Below are 15,864 nucleotides of genomic sequence, written 5' to 3' on the forward strand. Positions count from 1 at the left end.
ACCGATGTCCTTTCCTCTGCTGACAGCGACGGCGGCGCTCCCGGCGATCGGGGCGATCGCCACGGCCGCCGTACCGGCCGCACAGCGCACCGCCGCCAAGTGGCTCGCGCTGCTCTTCTCACTCGCCACGCTCGCCCTCGCGATCACCGTCCTGGTCCGCTTCGACCCGGACGGCGACCGCTACCAGCTCACCGAATCCCACGCCTGGATCGCGGACTTCGGGGTCCGGTACGAACTCGGCGTGGACGGCATCGCGGTGGCGCTGATCGCGCTGACGGCGCTGCTGATCCCGTTCATCGTCCTCGCCGGCTGGAACGACGCGGACCCGCTGGAGACCGGCAGCAGCCGCTGGCGGCCCACGCAGGGCTTCTTCGCCCTGATCCTGGCCGTCGAGGCGATGGTGATCATCTCCTTCGAGGCCACCGACGTCTTCCTCTTCTACATCTTCTTCGAAGCCATGCTCATCCCGATGTACTTCCTCATCGGCGGCTTCGGGGACCGTGCCCACGAGCACGGCGAGAAGGTGGCGTCGACGCAACGGTCGTACGCGGCCGTGAAGTTCCTGCTCTACAACCTGGTCGGCGGTCTGATCATGCTGGCCGCGGTGATCGGCCTCTACGTGGTCGCCGGGAACTTCTCGCTCACGGAGATCGCCGAGGCCCGTGCCAACGGCCAGTTGGACATGGCGACCAACACCGAACGCTGGCTGTTCCTCGGCTTCTTCTTCGCCTTCGCGGTGAAGGCGCCGCTGTGGCCGCTGCACACCTGGCTGCCCAACGCGATGGGGGAGGCCACCGCTCCGGTCGCGGTCCTCATCACCGCGGTCGTCGACAAGGTGGGCACCTTCGCGATGCTCCGCTTCTGCCTCCAGCTCTTCCCGGAGGCCAGCAAGTGGGCGACGCCGGCCATTCTCGTCCTGGCGCTGATCAGCATCATCTACGGCGCACTGCTCGCCGTCGGGCAGCGGGACATCAAGCGGCTGGTGGCGTACGCGTCGATCTCGCACTTCGGCTTCATCATCATGGGTATCTTCGCGATGACCAGCCAGGGCCAGTCCGGCGCGACGCTGTACATGGTCAACCACGGGATCTCGACGGCCGCGCTGATGCTGGTGGCAGGCTTCCTGATCTCGCGGCGCGGCTCGCGGCTCATCGCCGACTACGGCGGTGTGCAGAAGGTCGCGCCCGTGCTCGCCGGCACCTTCCTGATCGGTGGTCTGGCGACCCTGTCGCTGCCGGGACTGGCACCCTTCGTGAGTGAATTCCTGGTCCTGGTCGGCACGTTCACCCGCTACCCGGCGGTCGGCATCATCGCCACCTTCGGCATCGTGCTCGCCGCGCTCTACACCCTCGTCCTCTACCAGAGGACGATGACGGGCCCGGTGAAGCCGGAGGTCTCGGCGATGCCCGACCTCAGGGTGCGTGAACTCGTGGTCGTCGCCCCGCTGGTCGTACTGCTGATCTTCCTGGGCGTCTACCCGAAGCCCCTCACGGACATCGTCAACCCGGCGGTCAAGCAGACCATGTCCGACGTACAGAAGAAGGACCCCCAGCCCGAGGTGGAGGCGGCCAAGTGAGCGCATCAGCCGTCCACAGCCTGTGGACAACCGCGGCCGACCCGATCTCGAAGATCGACGCGCCGAAGATCGAGTACGGACAGTTGTCGCCCACCCTGATCGTCGTCGGCGCGGCGATCGTCGGGGTGCTGATCGAGGCGGTCCTCCCGCGCAAGTCCCGTTACTACGCGCAGGTGTTCGTCTCCGTCGTGGCGCTCGTCGCGGCCTTCGCGGCGGTCGTCGCGCTGGCGGCCGGCGGGTACGCGACGACCAAGTCGGGCATCGCCGCGATGGGCGCGATCGCCGTCGACGGACCCGCCCTCTTCCTGCAGGGCACGATCCTGCTGGCGGGCCTGGTCGGCCTGTTCACCTTCGCCGAGCGGCGGCTCGACCCGGCGGCGCACGGCAACCGGGTCGACTCCTTCGCCGCGCAGGCCGCGGCCGTGCCGGGCAGCGACAGCGAGAAGGCCGCCGTGAAGGCCGGGTTCACCACGACCGAGGTGTTCCCGCTGCTGATGTTCGCGGTCGCCGGCATGCTGATCTTCCCGGCGGCCAACGACCTGCTGACACTGTTCATCGCCCTGGAAGTCTTCTCGCTCCCGCTGTACCTGATGTGCGCGCTGGCCCGCCGCAAGCGGCTCATGTCGCAGGAGGCCGCGGTCAAGTACTTCCTGCTGGGCGCCTTCGCCTCCGCGTTCACGCTGTTCGGCATCGCGCTGCTGTACGGGTACGCGGGCTCCGTGTCGTACGCGACGATCGCGCAGGTCGTCGACGGCACGGTCCCGGACGTCACCCCGGCGCTCGCGGACACGATGGGCAACGACGCGCTGCTGCTCGTCGGCGCCGCGATGATCGTCATGGGGCTGCTGTTCAAGGTGGGCGCCGTACCGTTCCACATGTGGACGCCGGACGTGTACCAGGGTGCGCCGACGCCGTTGACCGGGTTCATGGCGGCGGCGACGAAGGTGGCCGCGTTCGGTGCGCTGCTCCGCATTCTGTACGTCGTCCTGCCCGGCCTGCGCTGGGACTGGCGGCCGGTCCTGTGGGGCGTGGCGATCGTCACCATGCTCGGCGGTGCGATCGTCGCGATCACGCAGACGGACATCAAGCGGCTGCTGGCGTACTCGTCAATCGCGCACGCGGGCTTCATCCTCGCGGGTGTCATCGCGGCCACGCCGTCCGGTGTGTCGTCGGTCCTCTTCTACCTGGGCGCGTACTCGTTCGTGACGATCGGGGCGTTCGCGGTGGTGACGCTGGTGCGCGACGCCGGCGGTGAGGCGACGCACCTGTCCAAGTGGGCCGGCCTCGGCCGTCGTTCACCGCTGGTCGCGGCCGTGTTCGCGGTGTTCCTGCTGGCCTTCGCCGGCATCCCGCTGACCTCCGGCTTCGCCGGCAAGTTCGCCGTGTTCAAGGCGGCGGCGGAGGGCGGGGCGGGCCCGCTGGTCGTGGTCGGTGTGATCTCGTCCGCGATCGCGGCGTTCTTCTACATCCGGGTCATCGTCCTGATGTTCTTCAGCGAGCCGAACCCGGAGGGGCCGACGGTCGCGGTGCCGTCGCCGCTGACCATGACGGCGATCGGGGTCGGCGTCGCGGTCACGCTGGTGCTGGGTGTGGCTCCGCAGTACTTCCTGGACCTGGCGAGCCAGGCGGGAGTGTTCGTGCGCTGACGCGGCACAGGTGAGCACGGCAGCGGCTCGGCCTCCTTCCGAGGGGGCCGGGCCGCTCTGCTGTGGCGGGCGGGGGAGGAGCCTGTGGATAACTCCGGTGATGTCCGTGGCGGCCCCTATCGTGGAGGCAGTGGTCGAGGGACGACGTACGGGGGACATGGCGATGGGTGCGACGGGTGGGATCAGGGAGATGCCAAGGGTGACCGAGGCGGCAGGCGGGACAGAGAGCGAGGCGCTGGCCACGCTGCACCGGGTCTTCGGGTACGACGCCTTCCGGGGTGAGCAGGAAGCGGTCATCGAGCATGTGGCGGGTGGCGGGGACGCCGTCGTGCTCATGCCGACGGGCGGCGGCAAGTCGCTGTGCTACCAGATCCCGTCCCTGGTCAGACCGGGTACCGGCATCGTTGTCTCGCCGCTCATCGCGCTGATGCAGGACCAGGTGGACGCGCTGCGGGCGCTCGGCGTGCGGGCCGGGTTCGTCAACTCCACTCTGGACTTCGACGAGCGGCGGGTGGTGGAGGCGGAGTTCCTGGCGGGCGAGCTGGACCTGCTCTACCTCGCCCCGGAACGACTGCGGCTCGACTCGACACTGGACCTGCTGTCGCGCGGCAAGATCGCCGTCTTCGCGATCGACGAGGCGCACTGTGTGTCCCAGTGGGGCCACGACTTCCGCCCCGACTATCTGACCCTCTCGCTGCTGGGCGAGCGCTGGCCGGACGTCCCGCGGATCGCGCTCACGGCGACGGCCACGCGGGCGACGCACGAGGAGATCACCCAGCGGCTGAACATGCCGACGGCCCGGCATTTCGTGGCGAGCTTCGACCGGCCCAACATCCAGTACCGGATCGTGCCGAAGGCGGACCCCAAGAAGCAGCTGCTGAGCTTCCTGCGGGAGGAGCACGCGGGTGACGCGGGCATCGTCTACTGCCTGTCGCGCAAGTCGGTGGAGTCGACGGCAGAATTCCTGACCCGCAACGGCATCGAGGCGGTGCCGTACCACGCCGGCCTGGACGCGGGTACGCGCGCGGCGCACCAGTCCCGGTTCCTGCGGGAGGAGGGCCTGGTCGTGGTGGCGACCATCGCCTTCGGGATGGGCATCGACAAGCCGGACGTCCGCTTCGTCGCCCACCTCGACCTGCCCAAGTCGGTCGAGGGCTACTACCAGGAGACGGGCCGCGCCGGCCGTGACGGACTGCCCTCCACGGCGTGGATGGCCTACGGCCTCAACGACGTCATACAGCAGCGCAAGCTGATCCAGTCGGGCGAGGGCGACGAGGCGTTCCGGCGCCGTGCCGCCGCGCACCTGGACGCGATGCTGGCGCTGTGCGAGACGGCTCAGTGCCGACGTGGTCAGCTGCTCGCCTACTTCGGTCAGGACCCGGATCCGGTGGGCTGCGGCAACTGCGACACCTGCCTCACTCCGCCGGAGACCTGGGACGGCACGATCGCGGCGCAGAAGGTGCTGTCGACGGTGGTGCGGCTGCAGCGGGAGCGAGGACAGAAGTTCGGCGCCCTGCAGATCGTCGACATCCTGCTGGGCAAGCGCACGGGCAAGGTGATCCAGTTCGACCATGACCAGCTCTCCGTGTTCGGCATCGGCGAGGAGCTGGCCGAGGGCGAATGGCGGGGCGTCATCCGGCAGTTGCTGGCGCAGGGGCTGCTCGCGGTGGAGGGGGAGTACGGGACGCTCGTGCTGACCGAGGCCAGTGGGACCGTGCTCCGGCGGGAGCGGGAGGTTCCGCTGCGGAAGGAGCCGAAGAAGCCGGCGACCTCGCGGTCTGCGTCGGGGTCTGGTTCCGGGGGCTCCGGGCGGGGGGAGCGCAAGGCGAAGGCCGCCGTGGCCGAGCTGCCGCAGGAGCTGGTACCGGCCTTCGAGGCGCTGCGGGCCTGGCGCGCCGAGCAGGCCCGGGAGCAGGGGGTTCCGGCGTATGTGATCTTCCATGACGCGACGCTGCGGGAGATCGTCACGGTGTGGCCGGCGTCCGTGCGGGAGCTCGGGGGCGTCAGCGGGGTGGGGGAGAAGAAGCTGGCGACGTATGGCGAGGGGGTGCTCGAGGTGTTGCGTGGGGTGCGGGGAGAGACCGGCGTGGGGGCGGCGGCCGAGGGGGATCAGGGGATGGATCCGGAGGTGGATTCACGGTCGGACCTCGGGGCGGACGACTGGCCTGAGATGGAGCCGGAGCCGGAGGACTGGGCGTAGACGGAGCGGGGTTGCGTCCGACATACGCGCCTACGCCGGTACTCCCGCCCTCGATCCCTCGATCCGGCCTCAGCCCAGTGCCGTGAGCCCCGGCGCGAACGTGATCAGGAGGGGGAGTAGCGGCACCAGGGCCGCCAGCGTCGTTGTGAGGGCGCGGTGGCGGTGGCTCAGGCGGGGTGGGGGCTGGAGGAGGCGGTTGACGCGTTCGCCCAGGAGGCGGTTGGTGGAGGAGCAGGAGAGAACGCCCCGGTGCTGGTTGAGCTCGATCAGGGCCAGCGCAGTCGTCAGGTGACCGCAGCGACGGGACGCCGTGTCGTCGGCGGCCAGCTCGACCAAGCGGTGGGTCTGGTCGCAGAAGTGGGCGAACAACGGGATGCGGGGGAATCCGGTGGCAAGCGCGGTGGAGAGGTGCAGCAGCCAGTCGTGGCGGGCTTGGGCGTGGCCACGCTCGTGGGTGAGGACGGCGTCGAGCTGGTGGTCGGTCAGGCGGTGCAGGGCGCCCGTGGTGACGATCAGCTGGGGCGGGTTGCCGGGCATCCACCAGGCGTCGGGGTACTCGTCCTCCAGCACCAGGAGCGGACCGCGCGCCGAGCCCAGGCCGGCCGGCAGCTCAGGGGCGCGTTCCCGCAGGTGGGCCCTGGCCTGGCCGCGTCGCCGCCGCGCTTCGACGAGCTCGCGGGCCAGCATCGCGGTCGTCCAGGCGGCACCGCAGGCCAGCAGCACGCTGAGCGCGGCCGCCCAGGCGGGCGCGGCCGAGAGATCGTACGCCTCGGTCACCGACGGCGGCGCCGGAGCGAAGAGCTGGGCGCGTACCGTGCCGAAGACGGCGGCGGTGCCCAGGGCCAGGGCCGTCAGGCAGCACAGGAGGACGGTGGCGACCAGGCACTGCCACACCCAGAGGGCGACCACGGGTTCCCGTTCGGGCCACGCAGCTCGGGTCAGCGCACGCGGAACGGGCACGGCTGCTGTCAGAGCGACGGTGCTCAACAGGAGCAGGCAGAAGGTCATGCCGGAGGCTCCGGATCCTGGTCAGGGGAGGTGCGTGGGCGGACGTGCGGGGCGGTGGGCGAGGAACACACCACCGCCAGCCAGTATGACGGTGACGGTCGCCGGAGTCAGCGGTGAAGAGTCGCCGAACTCGCCTTGGGGCACGGTGCGTAGGTCGGCAGGGCTTACGCCACTACCTTCCACGCTCGCGGCGCCTCCCGAATCGCAGTCACCCCCTACCCCCGTAGCGCCTCCCGGATCGCCGCCTCCACCTCCGTGTCGTTCGCTCCCAGTGCGCGAGCCTCCGCAGCGAACCGCCGTGCCAGTGCGGCCAGTTCGGCCCGATCGGGGCGGGGGGCGCCTGCGGGGAGCGGGGCGACGCGGGTGCCCGCGCCTCGCCGGGTGCGGATCAGGGATGCTGCTTCCAGTTCGCGGTACGCCCGTGCCACGGTTCCCGTGGCCAGCCCCAGGTCTGCGGCCAACTGCCGTACCGTCGGCAGGCGTTCGCCCTCCGCGAGGCGGCCCGTGGAGATCAGGTCGGCGAGCTGGGCGCGGATCTGTTCGTACGGCGGGACCGGGCTGTTCGTGTCGACGCGCAGGGCCGCCCCGCTCACCGGTGGCCGACCCCGCCGGTGCCGGCCCGACGGCCCTTCCACGCCGTCGCCCGAGGCGAGATGATCGTGAACAGACACCACGGTGCCGTGATCAGGGCGAGCAGCCCGAGCGGCCACACCGTCCAGTTCCCCACGACTCCCGCCACGCCGTCGCACGTCGTGTTCATCAGCGCTCCCGACACCGTCGAGGCCACGCCGAACAGGGAGGACGAGACCACCAACCCCCACGCCGCGACGATCGCCAACGTCCGGTCGCGGCGGGACTGTTCGTCGCCGGGGCGGGTCGCGATGCGCCGCAGGGACCAGCCGCAGGCGGCGGTGGAGAGGGCGAGGGAAGCCACGACGGGAAGGCCGTAGTAGAGGCCGGGCCAAGGCGTGTACGAGTGCGTCACGCCCCCGCACGCCACCGTGAGGGCGCGCCCCGCACGGCCCAGGTCGTCCGGCGACGCCACCGCGGCTGCCGCCGTCAGCAGGACGACCAGCGCGGCTGCGAGGCCGAGCAGCAGCAGGGTCATGCGAGGCGGGACGTAGTCCCGGACCCGGCGTGGGGTGAGGCCGGCCGTGCGTACGGCGCCCCGGCGCGGCGCGGTCAGCGCGTCGCCGAGAAGCACTCCGGCGACGGCGCACAGGCCGAACGCGAGGATGGCGTAGAGGGTGCCCTCTCCGTTGTTCAGAGGCGGCAGCCAGAGGGCGGCCGATACCCCGACGGCCAGGCCTGTCCAGCGGGCATAGCGGTCGACAGGCGCGCGGGACGCGGGCGCCGACGTGGATGGACGCGAACCGACTTCGAGCATGTGAGACACGGACCCCCGTGGAGATGGCTCGTACGTAGAGATGGCTCGTACGCAGATGTGGCACATACGCAGACTTGTACTCACCACTTGTATCAAGTGGTGAGTACAAGATGCGGCCTCTCCGGGGTTTGTGTCAACTGCTTGCTACAACTTGCCCGGTGACCTCACCCAGCCCGACGCGCACCCCGCCCGGCCCCGCGGCCCAGGCGGACAGGGTCACCACGTCGCCGTCCTCCAGGAACGTCCGCTTGCCGTCGGGGAGTTCAAGAGGGTCGCGGCCGTTCCAGGTCAGTTCCAGCAGTGACCCGCGCTCGCGTTCCGTCGGGCCGCTCACCGTGCCGGAGCCGTACAGGTCGCCGGTGCGCAGTGAGGCGCCGTTCACGGTCATGTGGGCGAGTTGCTGGGCGGCGGTCCAGTACATGGTGGAGAAGGGCGGCTCGGAGACGACGTGGCCGTTGATGGTCACCGAGATACGCAGGTCGTAGCCGTCGGGTTCCGCCGAGGGGTCGGAGTCGTCCAGGTACGGCAGCAGGGGGTGCGTCCGCTCCGGCGGTGCCACCCGGGCCTCCTCCAGCGCGTCCAGCGGGGTGATCCAGGCCGACACCGACGTGGCGAAGGACTTGCCGAGGAACGGGCCGAGGGGGACGTACTCCCAGGCCTGGATGTCTCGTGCCGACCAGTCGTTCAACAGGCAGAGTCCGAAGACGTGCTCACGGAAGTCGCCCAGGGCCACCGGCTTGCCCATCCGGGACGGGACGCCGACCACGAAGCCGACCTCGGCCTCGATGTCCAGGCGGACCGACGGGCCGAAGACCGGCGCCGGGTCGGTGGGTGCCTTGCGCTGGCCGGAGGGTCGTACGACCTCCGTGCCGGAGACCACCACCGTGCCCGAGCGGCCGTGGTAACCGATCGGCAGGTGCTTCCAGTTGGGGGTCAGGGAGTCCGCTGCGTCGGGGCGGAAGATCTGGCCGACGTTCCGGGCGTGGTTCTCGGATGCGTAGAAGTCGACGTAGTCAGCGACCTCGAAGGGGAGGTGCAAGGTCACCGAGGACAGTGGATGGAGGAGGTCCGCGATGGCCTCCTGGTGGGCAGGGACCGTCACCCACGCCGTCAGTGCGCGCCGTACGTCCGACCAGGTGGTGCGGCCGGCGGCGAGCAGCGGGTTCAGGGAGTCCTGGGCGAGCAGCGGGGCGTACGGCGAGCCGAGCGCGTAGGCCGCCTTGCCCGCGTCGAGGACGTGGTCGCCGAGCCGGACGCCGACCCTGCGCGCGGAGTCCGAGCCGGGGAGGGAGAAGACGCCGTACGGAAGGTTGTGCGTGCCGAAGGGGTCGCCCTCGGGGAGATCGAAGGGGGGCATGGGGTGCTGCCTCACTCTCATCCGCTCCGTGTGCCAGTGCCATGTAGTCGGGCCACACGTTACGTGTGAGTTGCCTGTCTTGTGCAGTGCGGAGCTCGCGTCCCTGAGGATGGCGAATCACCAGGTCGCCGCGCTCGGCCGACGTTCCGGCGCGCCCAGGCGATGGCTCAGGAGACTGCTCGGGACTGCTCGGGACTGCTCGGAACTGCTCAGGAAACTGCTCGGAAAAAATCTTCGGCAGGTCGGTCACACCTGCCTCCCCCGCTTCGTCAGTGCAGTGAAGACGGAAACACTCACCCAGGAGGCGGGAACCATGCAGGCACGGATGACCAACCCGGCGTACGTCCTCTCCGGCGCGATGAAGGGGATCGGCACCCTGTTCCAGGCGATCGGCGAGAGTGGCCTGTCCCAGGAGCTGGCCGAGATCGTCGGGCTGCGCGCCAGCCAGATCAACGGGTGCGGCGCCTGTGTGCACGGCCACACGGCCAATCTGCGCAAGGCGGGGGCGAGCGACGAGCGGATCGACGCCGTCTCCGCCTGGCGCGACGCGCCCTGGTTCACCGACGCCGAGCGCGCCGCGCTGCAGCTGACCGAGGCGATGACGAGGCTCGCGGACCGTTCGCACGAGTCGGTGCCGGACGCGCTGTGGGACGAAGTCGCCGACCACTTCGACGAGAAGGAGCTGTCGGCGCTGATCCTCACCATCGCCGTCACCAACATGTTCAACCGCGTCAACACCACCATCAAGGAGCCCGCGGGCACCACGTGGGGGTGAAATCGCCACAAGCGGAAGGCAGTTGTCATCCGGAGGCGGAACAAGGGAAAGGACCGGAGGCAGAAGCGGAACCGCAACCGCAACCGGAACAGGTGTCAACACATGTGAACACAGCAGCCGTCCGGTTCGCGTCGAGTCGATGAGGCCTCCTGTCCGTATTCTCTGATCATGGCCGCACCTATCGCATATTCACTCATCGCCACTGACCTGGACGGGACGCTGCTCCGAGGCGACGACACGCTCTCGGACCGGTCCATCGACGCGCTCGCGCTGGTGGCGGCGGCCGGTGCGCAGCACCTCGTCGTGACGGGACGGCCGGCGCCCAGAGTGCGGCCGCTCCTCGACACCCTGGGCAGCACGGGGCTCGCGGTGTGCGGACAGGGCGCGCAGTTGTACGACGCCGGCGCGGACCGCCTGCTGTGGTCGGTCACCCTGGACCGGGAGTTGGCGGAGACCGCGCTCGGCAAGATCGAGGCGGAGGTGGGGCAGGTGTACGCGGCCGTCGACCAGGACGGCGTCGACGGCCTCACGCTCATCGAGCCCGGGTATCTGATGCCCCACCCGACCCTGCCCGCCGTACGCGTCCAGCATCGCGACGACCTGTGGTGTGAGCCGATCAGCAAGGTGCTGCTGCGCCATCCCAGCCTCTCGGACGACGAGTTGGCGGCGACGGCGCGGTCGGTGGTCGGCTCCCTCGCCACGGTCACGATGTCGGGGCCCGGGACCGTCGAACTCCAGCCATGCGGCATCACCAAGGCGACCGGTCTCGCGCTCGCGGCGGAGCATCTGGGCCTGGGAGCGCACGAGACCATCGCCTTCGGGGACATGCCCAACGACATCCCCATGTTCGACTGGGCCGCCCGCGGGGTCGCGATGGCCAACGCGCACCCCGAACTCAAGGCGGTCGCCGACGAGATCACCCTGTCGAACGAGGACGACGGCATCGCCGTCGTCCTCGAGAGACTGTTCACGGGCATCTTGGCCGAATTCATCCCGTAGGAATCGTTCCTCGGCCAATGATGCCTTTTGTCTAGTAAGGGCCGTTCACGTTGTCGATCGAGCCGTACCGCGCGGCCGCGTAGTTGCACGCGGCCACGATGTTCGCGACCGGGTCGAAGGGGTCGTACACCGTCCCCGGCACGTGGTACGTGGCGAAGGTCGGGTCGATGACCTGCAGGAGGCCCTTGGACGGGGTGCCCGCGGCGGCGTTGGAGTCCCAGTTGTTGATGGCCGACGGGTTGCCGGACGACTCGCGCAGGATGTTGCGGTGAATGCCCTCGTACGATCCGGGAATTCCGTTTTGCGCCATGATGTCCAGCGCATTGCGGATCCAGCCGTCGAGGTTGTTCGGGTAGTTCTTCACGGAGGCCTGGGTGGCCTGGGCGACGGAGGACTTCTTGGCGGGCGCGGACGCCTTGTCGGCCGTGTTGCTCGCCGTGCTCGCCTTCTTCGTCGCCCGGACCTTCAGGTCGAGGCCCGGGTGGATCAGCCGAGGGTTGTCGCCGATGGCCTTGCGGTTGTCCTTGTAGAGCTGCCGCCAGCCGCCCTGGGCGTCGTACCGGTCCGCGATGCCGTAGAGCGAGTCGCCCTTCTTCGTGGTGTACGTGACCGACCCGACCTTCGCCGGGGCGGAGGCCTGGGCCGGCTCGGCGGCGCTCGCCGTCGTCGCGCTCAGGAGCGGGAGGGCGAGGGCGACGGTGCCGGTTCCGGCGACGACGACGTTGCGGGTGAGCGGGTTGGTGCGGGGGCGGCGGTGCTTGCCTCGGGCCATGGCGCTGTTCCTCTCCGACGCCTGCGAGGTGAGCTGTCGGGTTCGGGCGGGGAGGTGCCCGGTCGCGCCGTCGTGTGGCTGCGCGACTTCACCCCGAGCCGCGCCGGTGCGCCATCAAGGCGTCCGGTGCGGCGACTTACCTGGGTCCCCCGCTCCTGCCGTGCGTGTGTGAGTGCGTGGGTGGGTGACTCGGGCGGCGGCAGGATTAGGCGTCCGCCCGACGAGCGGGAACGTATGCGAGAGCACATGCCCGGAACAAGTGCCCTGGCCCCCGTCGTGCCGGTTGACCATGGTCTGGTGTGTATGGGGCGCTTGATCCTTTGCGGTTGCCAATCCTCAACTTGCGCTTGGCGCAAGGAGGGACGCGGGGCGCCGGGTCGGGCGGGTGACACCGTCCGCGTGACTCAACTCACTGACATCCACAAGAGCGGCAAATCGGGCAATGGCTCCAACTCGCGCTTAACCGGCTGTCCGTGGAGTCCGTTTCTCCCATGTCCGGTGGAAAAGTACCTCTTGGCCCTCCATGCAGATCACCTCGTCGGAGGTGACGAAGTCCTTCCCGTCGCAGCTGATCTCCGAGCGCGTGCGCACCGTCGCCTCCCAGGCGAGCTCCGGGCGGTGCAGGCGGATCGACCAGTCCGAGCGGGTGCGGGCCGAGAGGGGATCCGACTCGTTGATCGTGTACGTCTCCAGCGCGTCCTCGGTGAACTCCAGACCGTCGGGGTACACGCGCGTGCCGCCGTATCGGGGGTCGACCTCCAGGCGCCACTCACCCTTGGCAACGTCCCGTACGACGAGCCGCTCGGGGCGCGGCTCGTCCAGCGTGATGGGGGTGTTCACGCCGAGCGGCTCCGCCTGCTCCGGTTCCTCGAAGACGATCGCTGCCTCGTCCAACGCACGCGCGCGTACCGGAAGTTCCAGGGAGCTCCCCGCCGGTTCCAGGGTGAAGCCCGCCGACGAGTCGGGCTGGGGCCAGATCCACGGCCAGTACGCGGAGGAGACGGCGAGGCGGATGCGGTGGCCGGGCGGGAAGACATGGCCGATGCCGTTCAGCTCGAAGGTCACGTCCTCGGTGGCACCGGGCTCCCACGGCACCGTACGGCTTGGGCCGTGGCGCGCCGACAGGTTCAGCACGCCCCGGGTGACCAGCGTCGAGGAGCCGTCGGGCGCCACGTCGCAGAGCCGGGCGACGACCTGCCCGCGCGGCACCTCCGACGTCAGCCGCAGCCGCACCTTCGGCCGCCCCAACACCCAGCTCTCCTCACCCACTTCGAACTCGAAGCACGCCGATCGCCCGTCCTCCTCGCGCTGGTCGGGCGGCAGGTCGGCGTCGTTGCCGAAGGGGAAGAAGCGGCCGGCGTCGAGGCCGGTGTGCATGGGGGAGCGGACCAGGACGGGGGCGCCCTGGAAGGCGTACGTCATGCCGCGCACGTGGGGAGAGGGCCAGGCCGGCTCGCCGACCCAGCGGCCGGGCAGCTCGGCGTACACCGTGGCCGGACGGTGCGAGTCGCTGACGTACGCGCGCAGCAGGGGATCGGACATGACGCCGGTGTCCTCGCCCTTCAGCCAGTGGTCCCACCAGCGCAGCGTCTCCTGGAGGAAGCCGATCGCCGGGCCCGGGGGCAGGCCGCGGTCGGGGTACTGGTGGGACCAGGGGCCGATCAGGCCGCGGACGCGGTCGGCGGGCAGGTGCTCGACGAGGCGCAGGACCGTGTCGCGGTACGGGTCGTGCCAGCCGCCCACCGCCAGGACGGCGGCGTCGATCGCGCCGTAGTCCTCGCAGACGCTGCCGTGGCGCCAGTAGTCGTCGCGGGTCTGGTGGTTCAGCCAGGTGTGGATGAACGGGGCCACGGACTCCAGCCGCTCCAGCCACATGCCGCGCCACGCCTCGCCGACGTACCGCGGGTCCGGCGGCCGGGAGACGAAGGCGAGCATCGTCGCCGCCCAGGCGTGCATGTCTACCGCGAGGACGGAACCTCCCAGGTAGTGCACGTCGTTGTCATAGCGATCGTCCGTGGAGCAGACCGTGACGATCGCTTTGAGCGGCTCGGGCGCGAGGGCCGCGATCTGGAGGGAGTTGAAGCCGCCCCAGGAGATGCCGAACATGCCGACCCTGCCGTTGCACCAGGGTTGGGCCGCCAGCCAGTTGACGACCTCGACGCCGTCGGCCAGTTCCGTCGCCGAGTACTCGTCCGTGGGCGTGCCCGCGCTGTTGCCGTGCCCGCGGATGTCCACGCGCACGGAGGCGTAGCCGTGGCCGGCGTACCAGGGGTGGCGCTGGTGGTCGCGGGGTGCGGTCCAGTCGGAAAGGCGGTACGGCAGGTATTCCAGGAGTGCCGGTACGGGCTCGTCGGTCAGCGGGCGCCACACGCGCGCGTACAGCAAGGTTCCGTCCGGGAGCGGGATCCAGAGGTCCTCGTGAGTCGTCTCGTAGGGGAAGGACGTACGGATGTGCATGAGCGGGTCCCCCGTCAGGTCAGTGCACCGGGTGCATCGTGCGGCGCAGCCAGGGCCCCGCGGCCATGACGGCCAGCCCGGCGGCCACCGCGATCGCGCCGTTGACGCCGAAGTAGGCGGGCTTGGAGACGTCGTCGTAGAGCTTCACCGTCTGGGCCTGGATGCCGTTGGCGAGGGCGAGGGAGAGGAACCAGAGGGACATCGTCTGGCTGGCGAAGGCGGCCGGGGCGAGCTTGGTCGTGGCCGACATGCCGGATGTCTCCAGAAGGACGTCGCCGAGGCCGAGCAGCAGGTACGAACCCACGATCCACCAGACGGACATGAGGTAGCCGTCGGAGGAGTGTCCCGAGGTCGGCAGCGCCATCAGCAGGAAGGACAGGCCACCGAGGACGACCCCGATGGCGATCTTGTTGGATGCGTGCGGCTGGCGGTGCCCCATACGGACCCACAGCGCGGCGACGACGGGGGCGAGGGCGACCTCGAAGGCGCCGAGGGCGGAGGCGTACCAGCCGGCCGGGAAGTCGAAGCCGAGGATCGCCGTCTCGGCGTTCGTCGAGGCCAGCAGCATCATCGTCGAGTACGCCTGGAAGAGGATGAAGTTGAAGACCGTCGAGGCGAGGAAGAGGACGATGTACGGGCGGAGGCGGCCGCGTTCCTCGGGGGTCACCCGCGGGCTGGCGAACATCACCGCGAAGTAGACGACCGGGGCGATCACCGAGACGAGGGTGAGCAGGTCGACGAAGCGGTCCATGGTGAGCCAGCCGGCGGCGGCGAGGAGGACGGCGACCGCTGCGGCGACGACGAGGCCCGCGACGATCAGCCGGATCGCCCGGCGCATGGGGTCGGGGGCCAGCGCGAATTCGGCGGTGTGCTTCCGTCCGGCCAGGTGCCGACGGCCTGCGACGTACTGGACCAGGCCGAACGTCATGCCGATCGCGGCCGCCGAGAAACCCCAGTGCCAGCCCTTGTGGTCGCCGAGCCAGCCGGTGATCAGCGGGCCCGCGAAGGCGCCGATGTTGATCGCCATGTAGTAGAGCGCGAAGCCGGCGTCCCGGCGATCGTCGTCGGTGCGGTAGAGCTTGCCGACCATGGTGGCCACGTTCGGCTTGAGCAGTCCCGTGCCCGCGCTGATCAGGCCGAGGCCCACCCAGGTCATGCCGGCCGTCGGCACCGCCATGGCGTAGTGGCCGCAGGCGATCAGGATGCCGCCCCACAGGACTGCGCGGTACGAGCCGAGGATGCGGTCGGCGAGCCAGCCGCCGGCGACGGAGACCAGGTAGACGAGGGTGCCGTAGGCGGCGGAGACGGACGCGGCGGTGCCGGCCGACATGCCCATACCGCCGGACGAGACCGCGTCGGCGAAGTACAGCACGAGGATGGCCTGCATGCCGAGGAACGAGAAGCGTTCCCACACCTCGAGGCCGGAAAGGGTGAGCAGGCCTCTGGGCTGGCCGAAGAAGGCGTGGTCGTCGCGGGGCGGTGGCCCGCTGTCGGGCTCGATCTCGACGTCGGTTCGGGACACGGGCCGCTACTTCCCTATAGGTCGATAGATATCCGGCCTTATCAGGTGATCAAAAACATACCGGTCGTGATCCGATACCGCCCGTGGTGGACGGGTGGGCGGCATCGGTGATCGAAACGTGACCGGATACGCTGACTTGAGTGATGGCAGCGACCTATCGACAAA

At 69.9% G+C, this 15,864-nt stretch carries 12 protein-coding genes and 1 riboswitch; of the genes, 5 read left to right on the forward strand and 7 right to left on the reverse strand.

What is annotated here, in order from left to right:
• Positions 1–4 precede the first annotated feature (4 nt).
• The 3 genes from ABD932_RS23625 (at position 5) to recQ (ending at position 5,422) form a co-directional block, all read left to right on the forward strand.
• Positions 5–1,576 (forward strand): NADH-quinone oxidoreductase subunit M, encoded by a 1,572-nt coding sequence (locus tag ABD932_RS23625; RefSeq protein WP_345015538.1) that lies wholly within the window; start codon positions 5–7, stop codon positions 1,574–1,576.
• Positions 1,573–3,222, forward strand: coding sequence for an NADH-quinone oxidoreductase subunit NuoN (gene nuoN, locus ABD932_RS23630; RefSeq protein WP_345015539.1), 1,650 nt, complete (start codon positions 1,573–1,575; stop codon positions 3,220–3,222). The genes ABD932_RS23625 and nuoN overlap by 4 nt, the downstream gene beginning before the upstream one ends.
• Before the next feature lie 163 nt (positions 3,223–3,385).
• Positions 3,386–5,422, forward strand: a complete 2,037-nt coding sequence (recQ, locus tag ABD932_RS23635; RefSeq protein WP_345016363.1) for a DNA helicase RecQ — start codon at positions 3,386–3,388, stop codon at positions 5,420–5,422.
• A gap of 69 nt (positions 5,423–5,491) precedes the next feature.
• Here the strand turns inward: recQ and ABD932_RS23640 are convergent, their stop codons facing one another.
• From ABD932_RS23640 to fahA, 4 genes are all read right to left on the reverse strand, one after another.
• Positions 5,492–6,430 (reverse strand): M56 family metallopeptidase, encoded by a 939-nt coding sequence (locus ABD932_RS23640; RefSeq protein WP_345015540.1) that lies wholly within the window; start codon positions 6,428–6,430, stop codon positions 5,492–5,494.
• Positions 6,431–6,645: 215 nt separating this feature from the next.
• The gene (locus ABD932_RS23645) at positions 6,646–7,023 is read right to left on the reverse strand and encodes a GntR family transcriptional regulator (protein WP_345015541.1); all 378 of its coding nucleotides are present in this window, start codon (positions 7,021–7,023) and stop codon (positions 6,646–6,648) included.
• Entirely contained in the window at positions 7,020–7,817 is a 798-nt protein-coding gene (locus tag ABD932_RS23650; protein WP_345015542.1) for a hypothetical protein, read from the reverse strand. Before ABD932_RS23650 ends, ABD932_RS23645 begins: the two co-directional genes overlap by 4 nt.
• Positions 7,818–7,950: 133 nt before the next feature.
• A complete protein-coding gene (gene fahA, locus ABD932_RS23655; RefSeq protein ID WP_345015543.1) occupies positions 7,951–9,174 on the reverse strand; it encodes a fumarylacetoacetase in 1,224 nt (407 codons plus the stop codon).
• 313 nt (positions 9,175–9,487) lie between these two features.
• On the opposite strand from fahA, the gene ABD932_RS23660 reads away from it, so the two are divergent.
• Together ABD932_RS23660 and ABD932_RS23665 are read left to right on the forward strand one after the other, a co-directional pair.
• The gene (locus tag ABD932_RS23660) at positions 9,488–9,949 is read left to right on the forward strand and encodes a carboxymuconolactone decarboxylase family protein (RefSeq protein WP_345015544.1); all 462 of its coding nucleotides are present in this window, start codon (positions 9,488–9,490) and stop codon (positions 9,947–9,949) included.
• A 168-nt stretch (positions 9,950–10,117) separates the two neighbouring features.
• Positions 10,118–10,948, forward strand: a complete 831-nt coding sequence (locus ABD932_RS23665) for an HAD family hydrolase (protein WP_345015545.1) — start codon at positions 10,118–10,120, stop codon at positions 10,946–10,948.
• A 31-nt stretch (positions 10,949–10,979) separates the two neighbouring features.
• Here ABD932_RS23665 and ABD932_RS23670 read toward each other — a convergent pair whose 3' ends face one another.
• From ABD932_RS23670 to ABD932_RS23680, 3 genes are all read right to left on the reverse strand, one after another.
• On the reverse strand, positions 10,980–11,720 hold the full coding sequence (locus ABD932_RS23670) for a transglycosylase SLT domain-containing protein (protein WP_345015546.1): 741 nt from the start codon (positions 11,718–11,720) through the stop codon (positions 10,980–10,982).
• Between the two features lie 5 nt (positions 11,721–11,725).
• A riboswitch (cyclic di-AMP (ydaO/yuaA leader) is annotated at positions 11,726–11,864 on the reverse strand.
• Between the two features lie 315 nt (positions 11,865–12,179).
• The gene (locus tag ABD932_RS23675) at positions 12,180–14,177 is read right to left on the reverse strand and encodes a CocE/NonD family hydrolase (protein ID WP_345015547.1); all 1,998 of its coding nucleotides are present in this window, start codon (positions 14,175–14,177) and stop codon (positions 12,180–12,182) included.
• Between the two features lie 19 nt (positions 14,178–14,196).
• Positions 14,197–15,699 (reverse strand): peptide MFS transporter, encoded by a 1,503-nt coding sequence (locus ABD932_RS23680; protein WP_345015548.1) that lies wholly within the window; start codon positions 15,697–15,699, stop codon positions 14,197–14,199.
• Positions 15,700–15,864: the final 165 nt, after the last annotated feature.

The organism is Streptomyces shaanxiensis (genome assembly GCF_039537145.1).
Taxonomy (GTDB): Bacteria; Actinomycetota; Actinomycetes; order Streptomycetales; family Streptomycetaceae; genus Streptomyces; species Streptomyces shaanxiensis.

Excerpts from the sequence above, each read along its gene's own strand:
- fahA (WP_345015543.1), bottom strand. The coding sequence starts at position 9,174 with ATGCCCCCCTTCGATCTCCCCGAGGGCGACCCCTTCGGCACGCACAAC.
- ABD932_RS23640 (WP_345015540.1), bottom strand. The coding sequence starts at position 6,430 with ATGACCTTCTGCCTGCTCCTGTTGAGCACCGTCGCTCTGACAGCAGCC.
- ABD932_RS23665 (WP_345015545.1), top strand. The coding sequence starts at position 10,118 with ATGGCCGCACCTATCGCATATTCACTCATCGCCACTGACCTGGACGGG.
- ABD932_RS23625 (WP_345015538.1), top strand. The coding sequence starts at position 5 with ATGTCCTTTCCTCTGCTGACAGCGACGGCGGCGCTCCCGGCGATCGGG.
- recQ (WP_345016363.1), top strand. The coding sequence starts at position 3,386 with ATGGGTGCGACGGGTGGGATCAGGGAGATGCCAAGGGTGACCGAGGCG.
- ABD932_RS23650 (WP_345015542.1), bottom strand. The coding sequence starts at position 7,817 with ATGCTCGAAGTCGGTTCGCGTCCATCCACGTCGGCGCCCGCGTCCCGC.
- ABD932_RS23675 (WP_345015547.1), bottom strand. The coding sequence starts at position 14,177 with ATGCACATCCGTACGTCCTTCCCCTACGAGACGACTCACGAGGACCTC.
- ABD932_RS23670 (WP_345015546.1), bottom strand. The coding sequence starts at position 11,720 with ATGGCCCGAGGCAAGCACCGCCGCCCCCGCACCAACCCGCTCACCCGC.
- ABD932_RS23660 (WP_345015544.1), top strand. The coding sequence starts at position 9,488 with ATGCAGGCACGGATGACCAACCCGGCGTACGTCCTCTCCGGCGCGATG.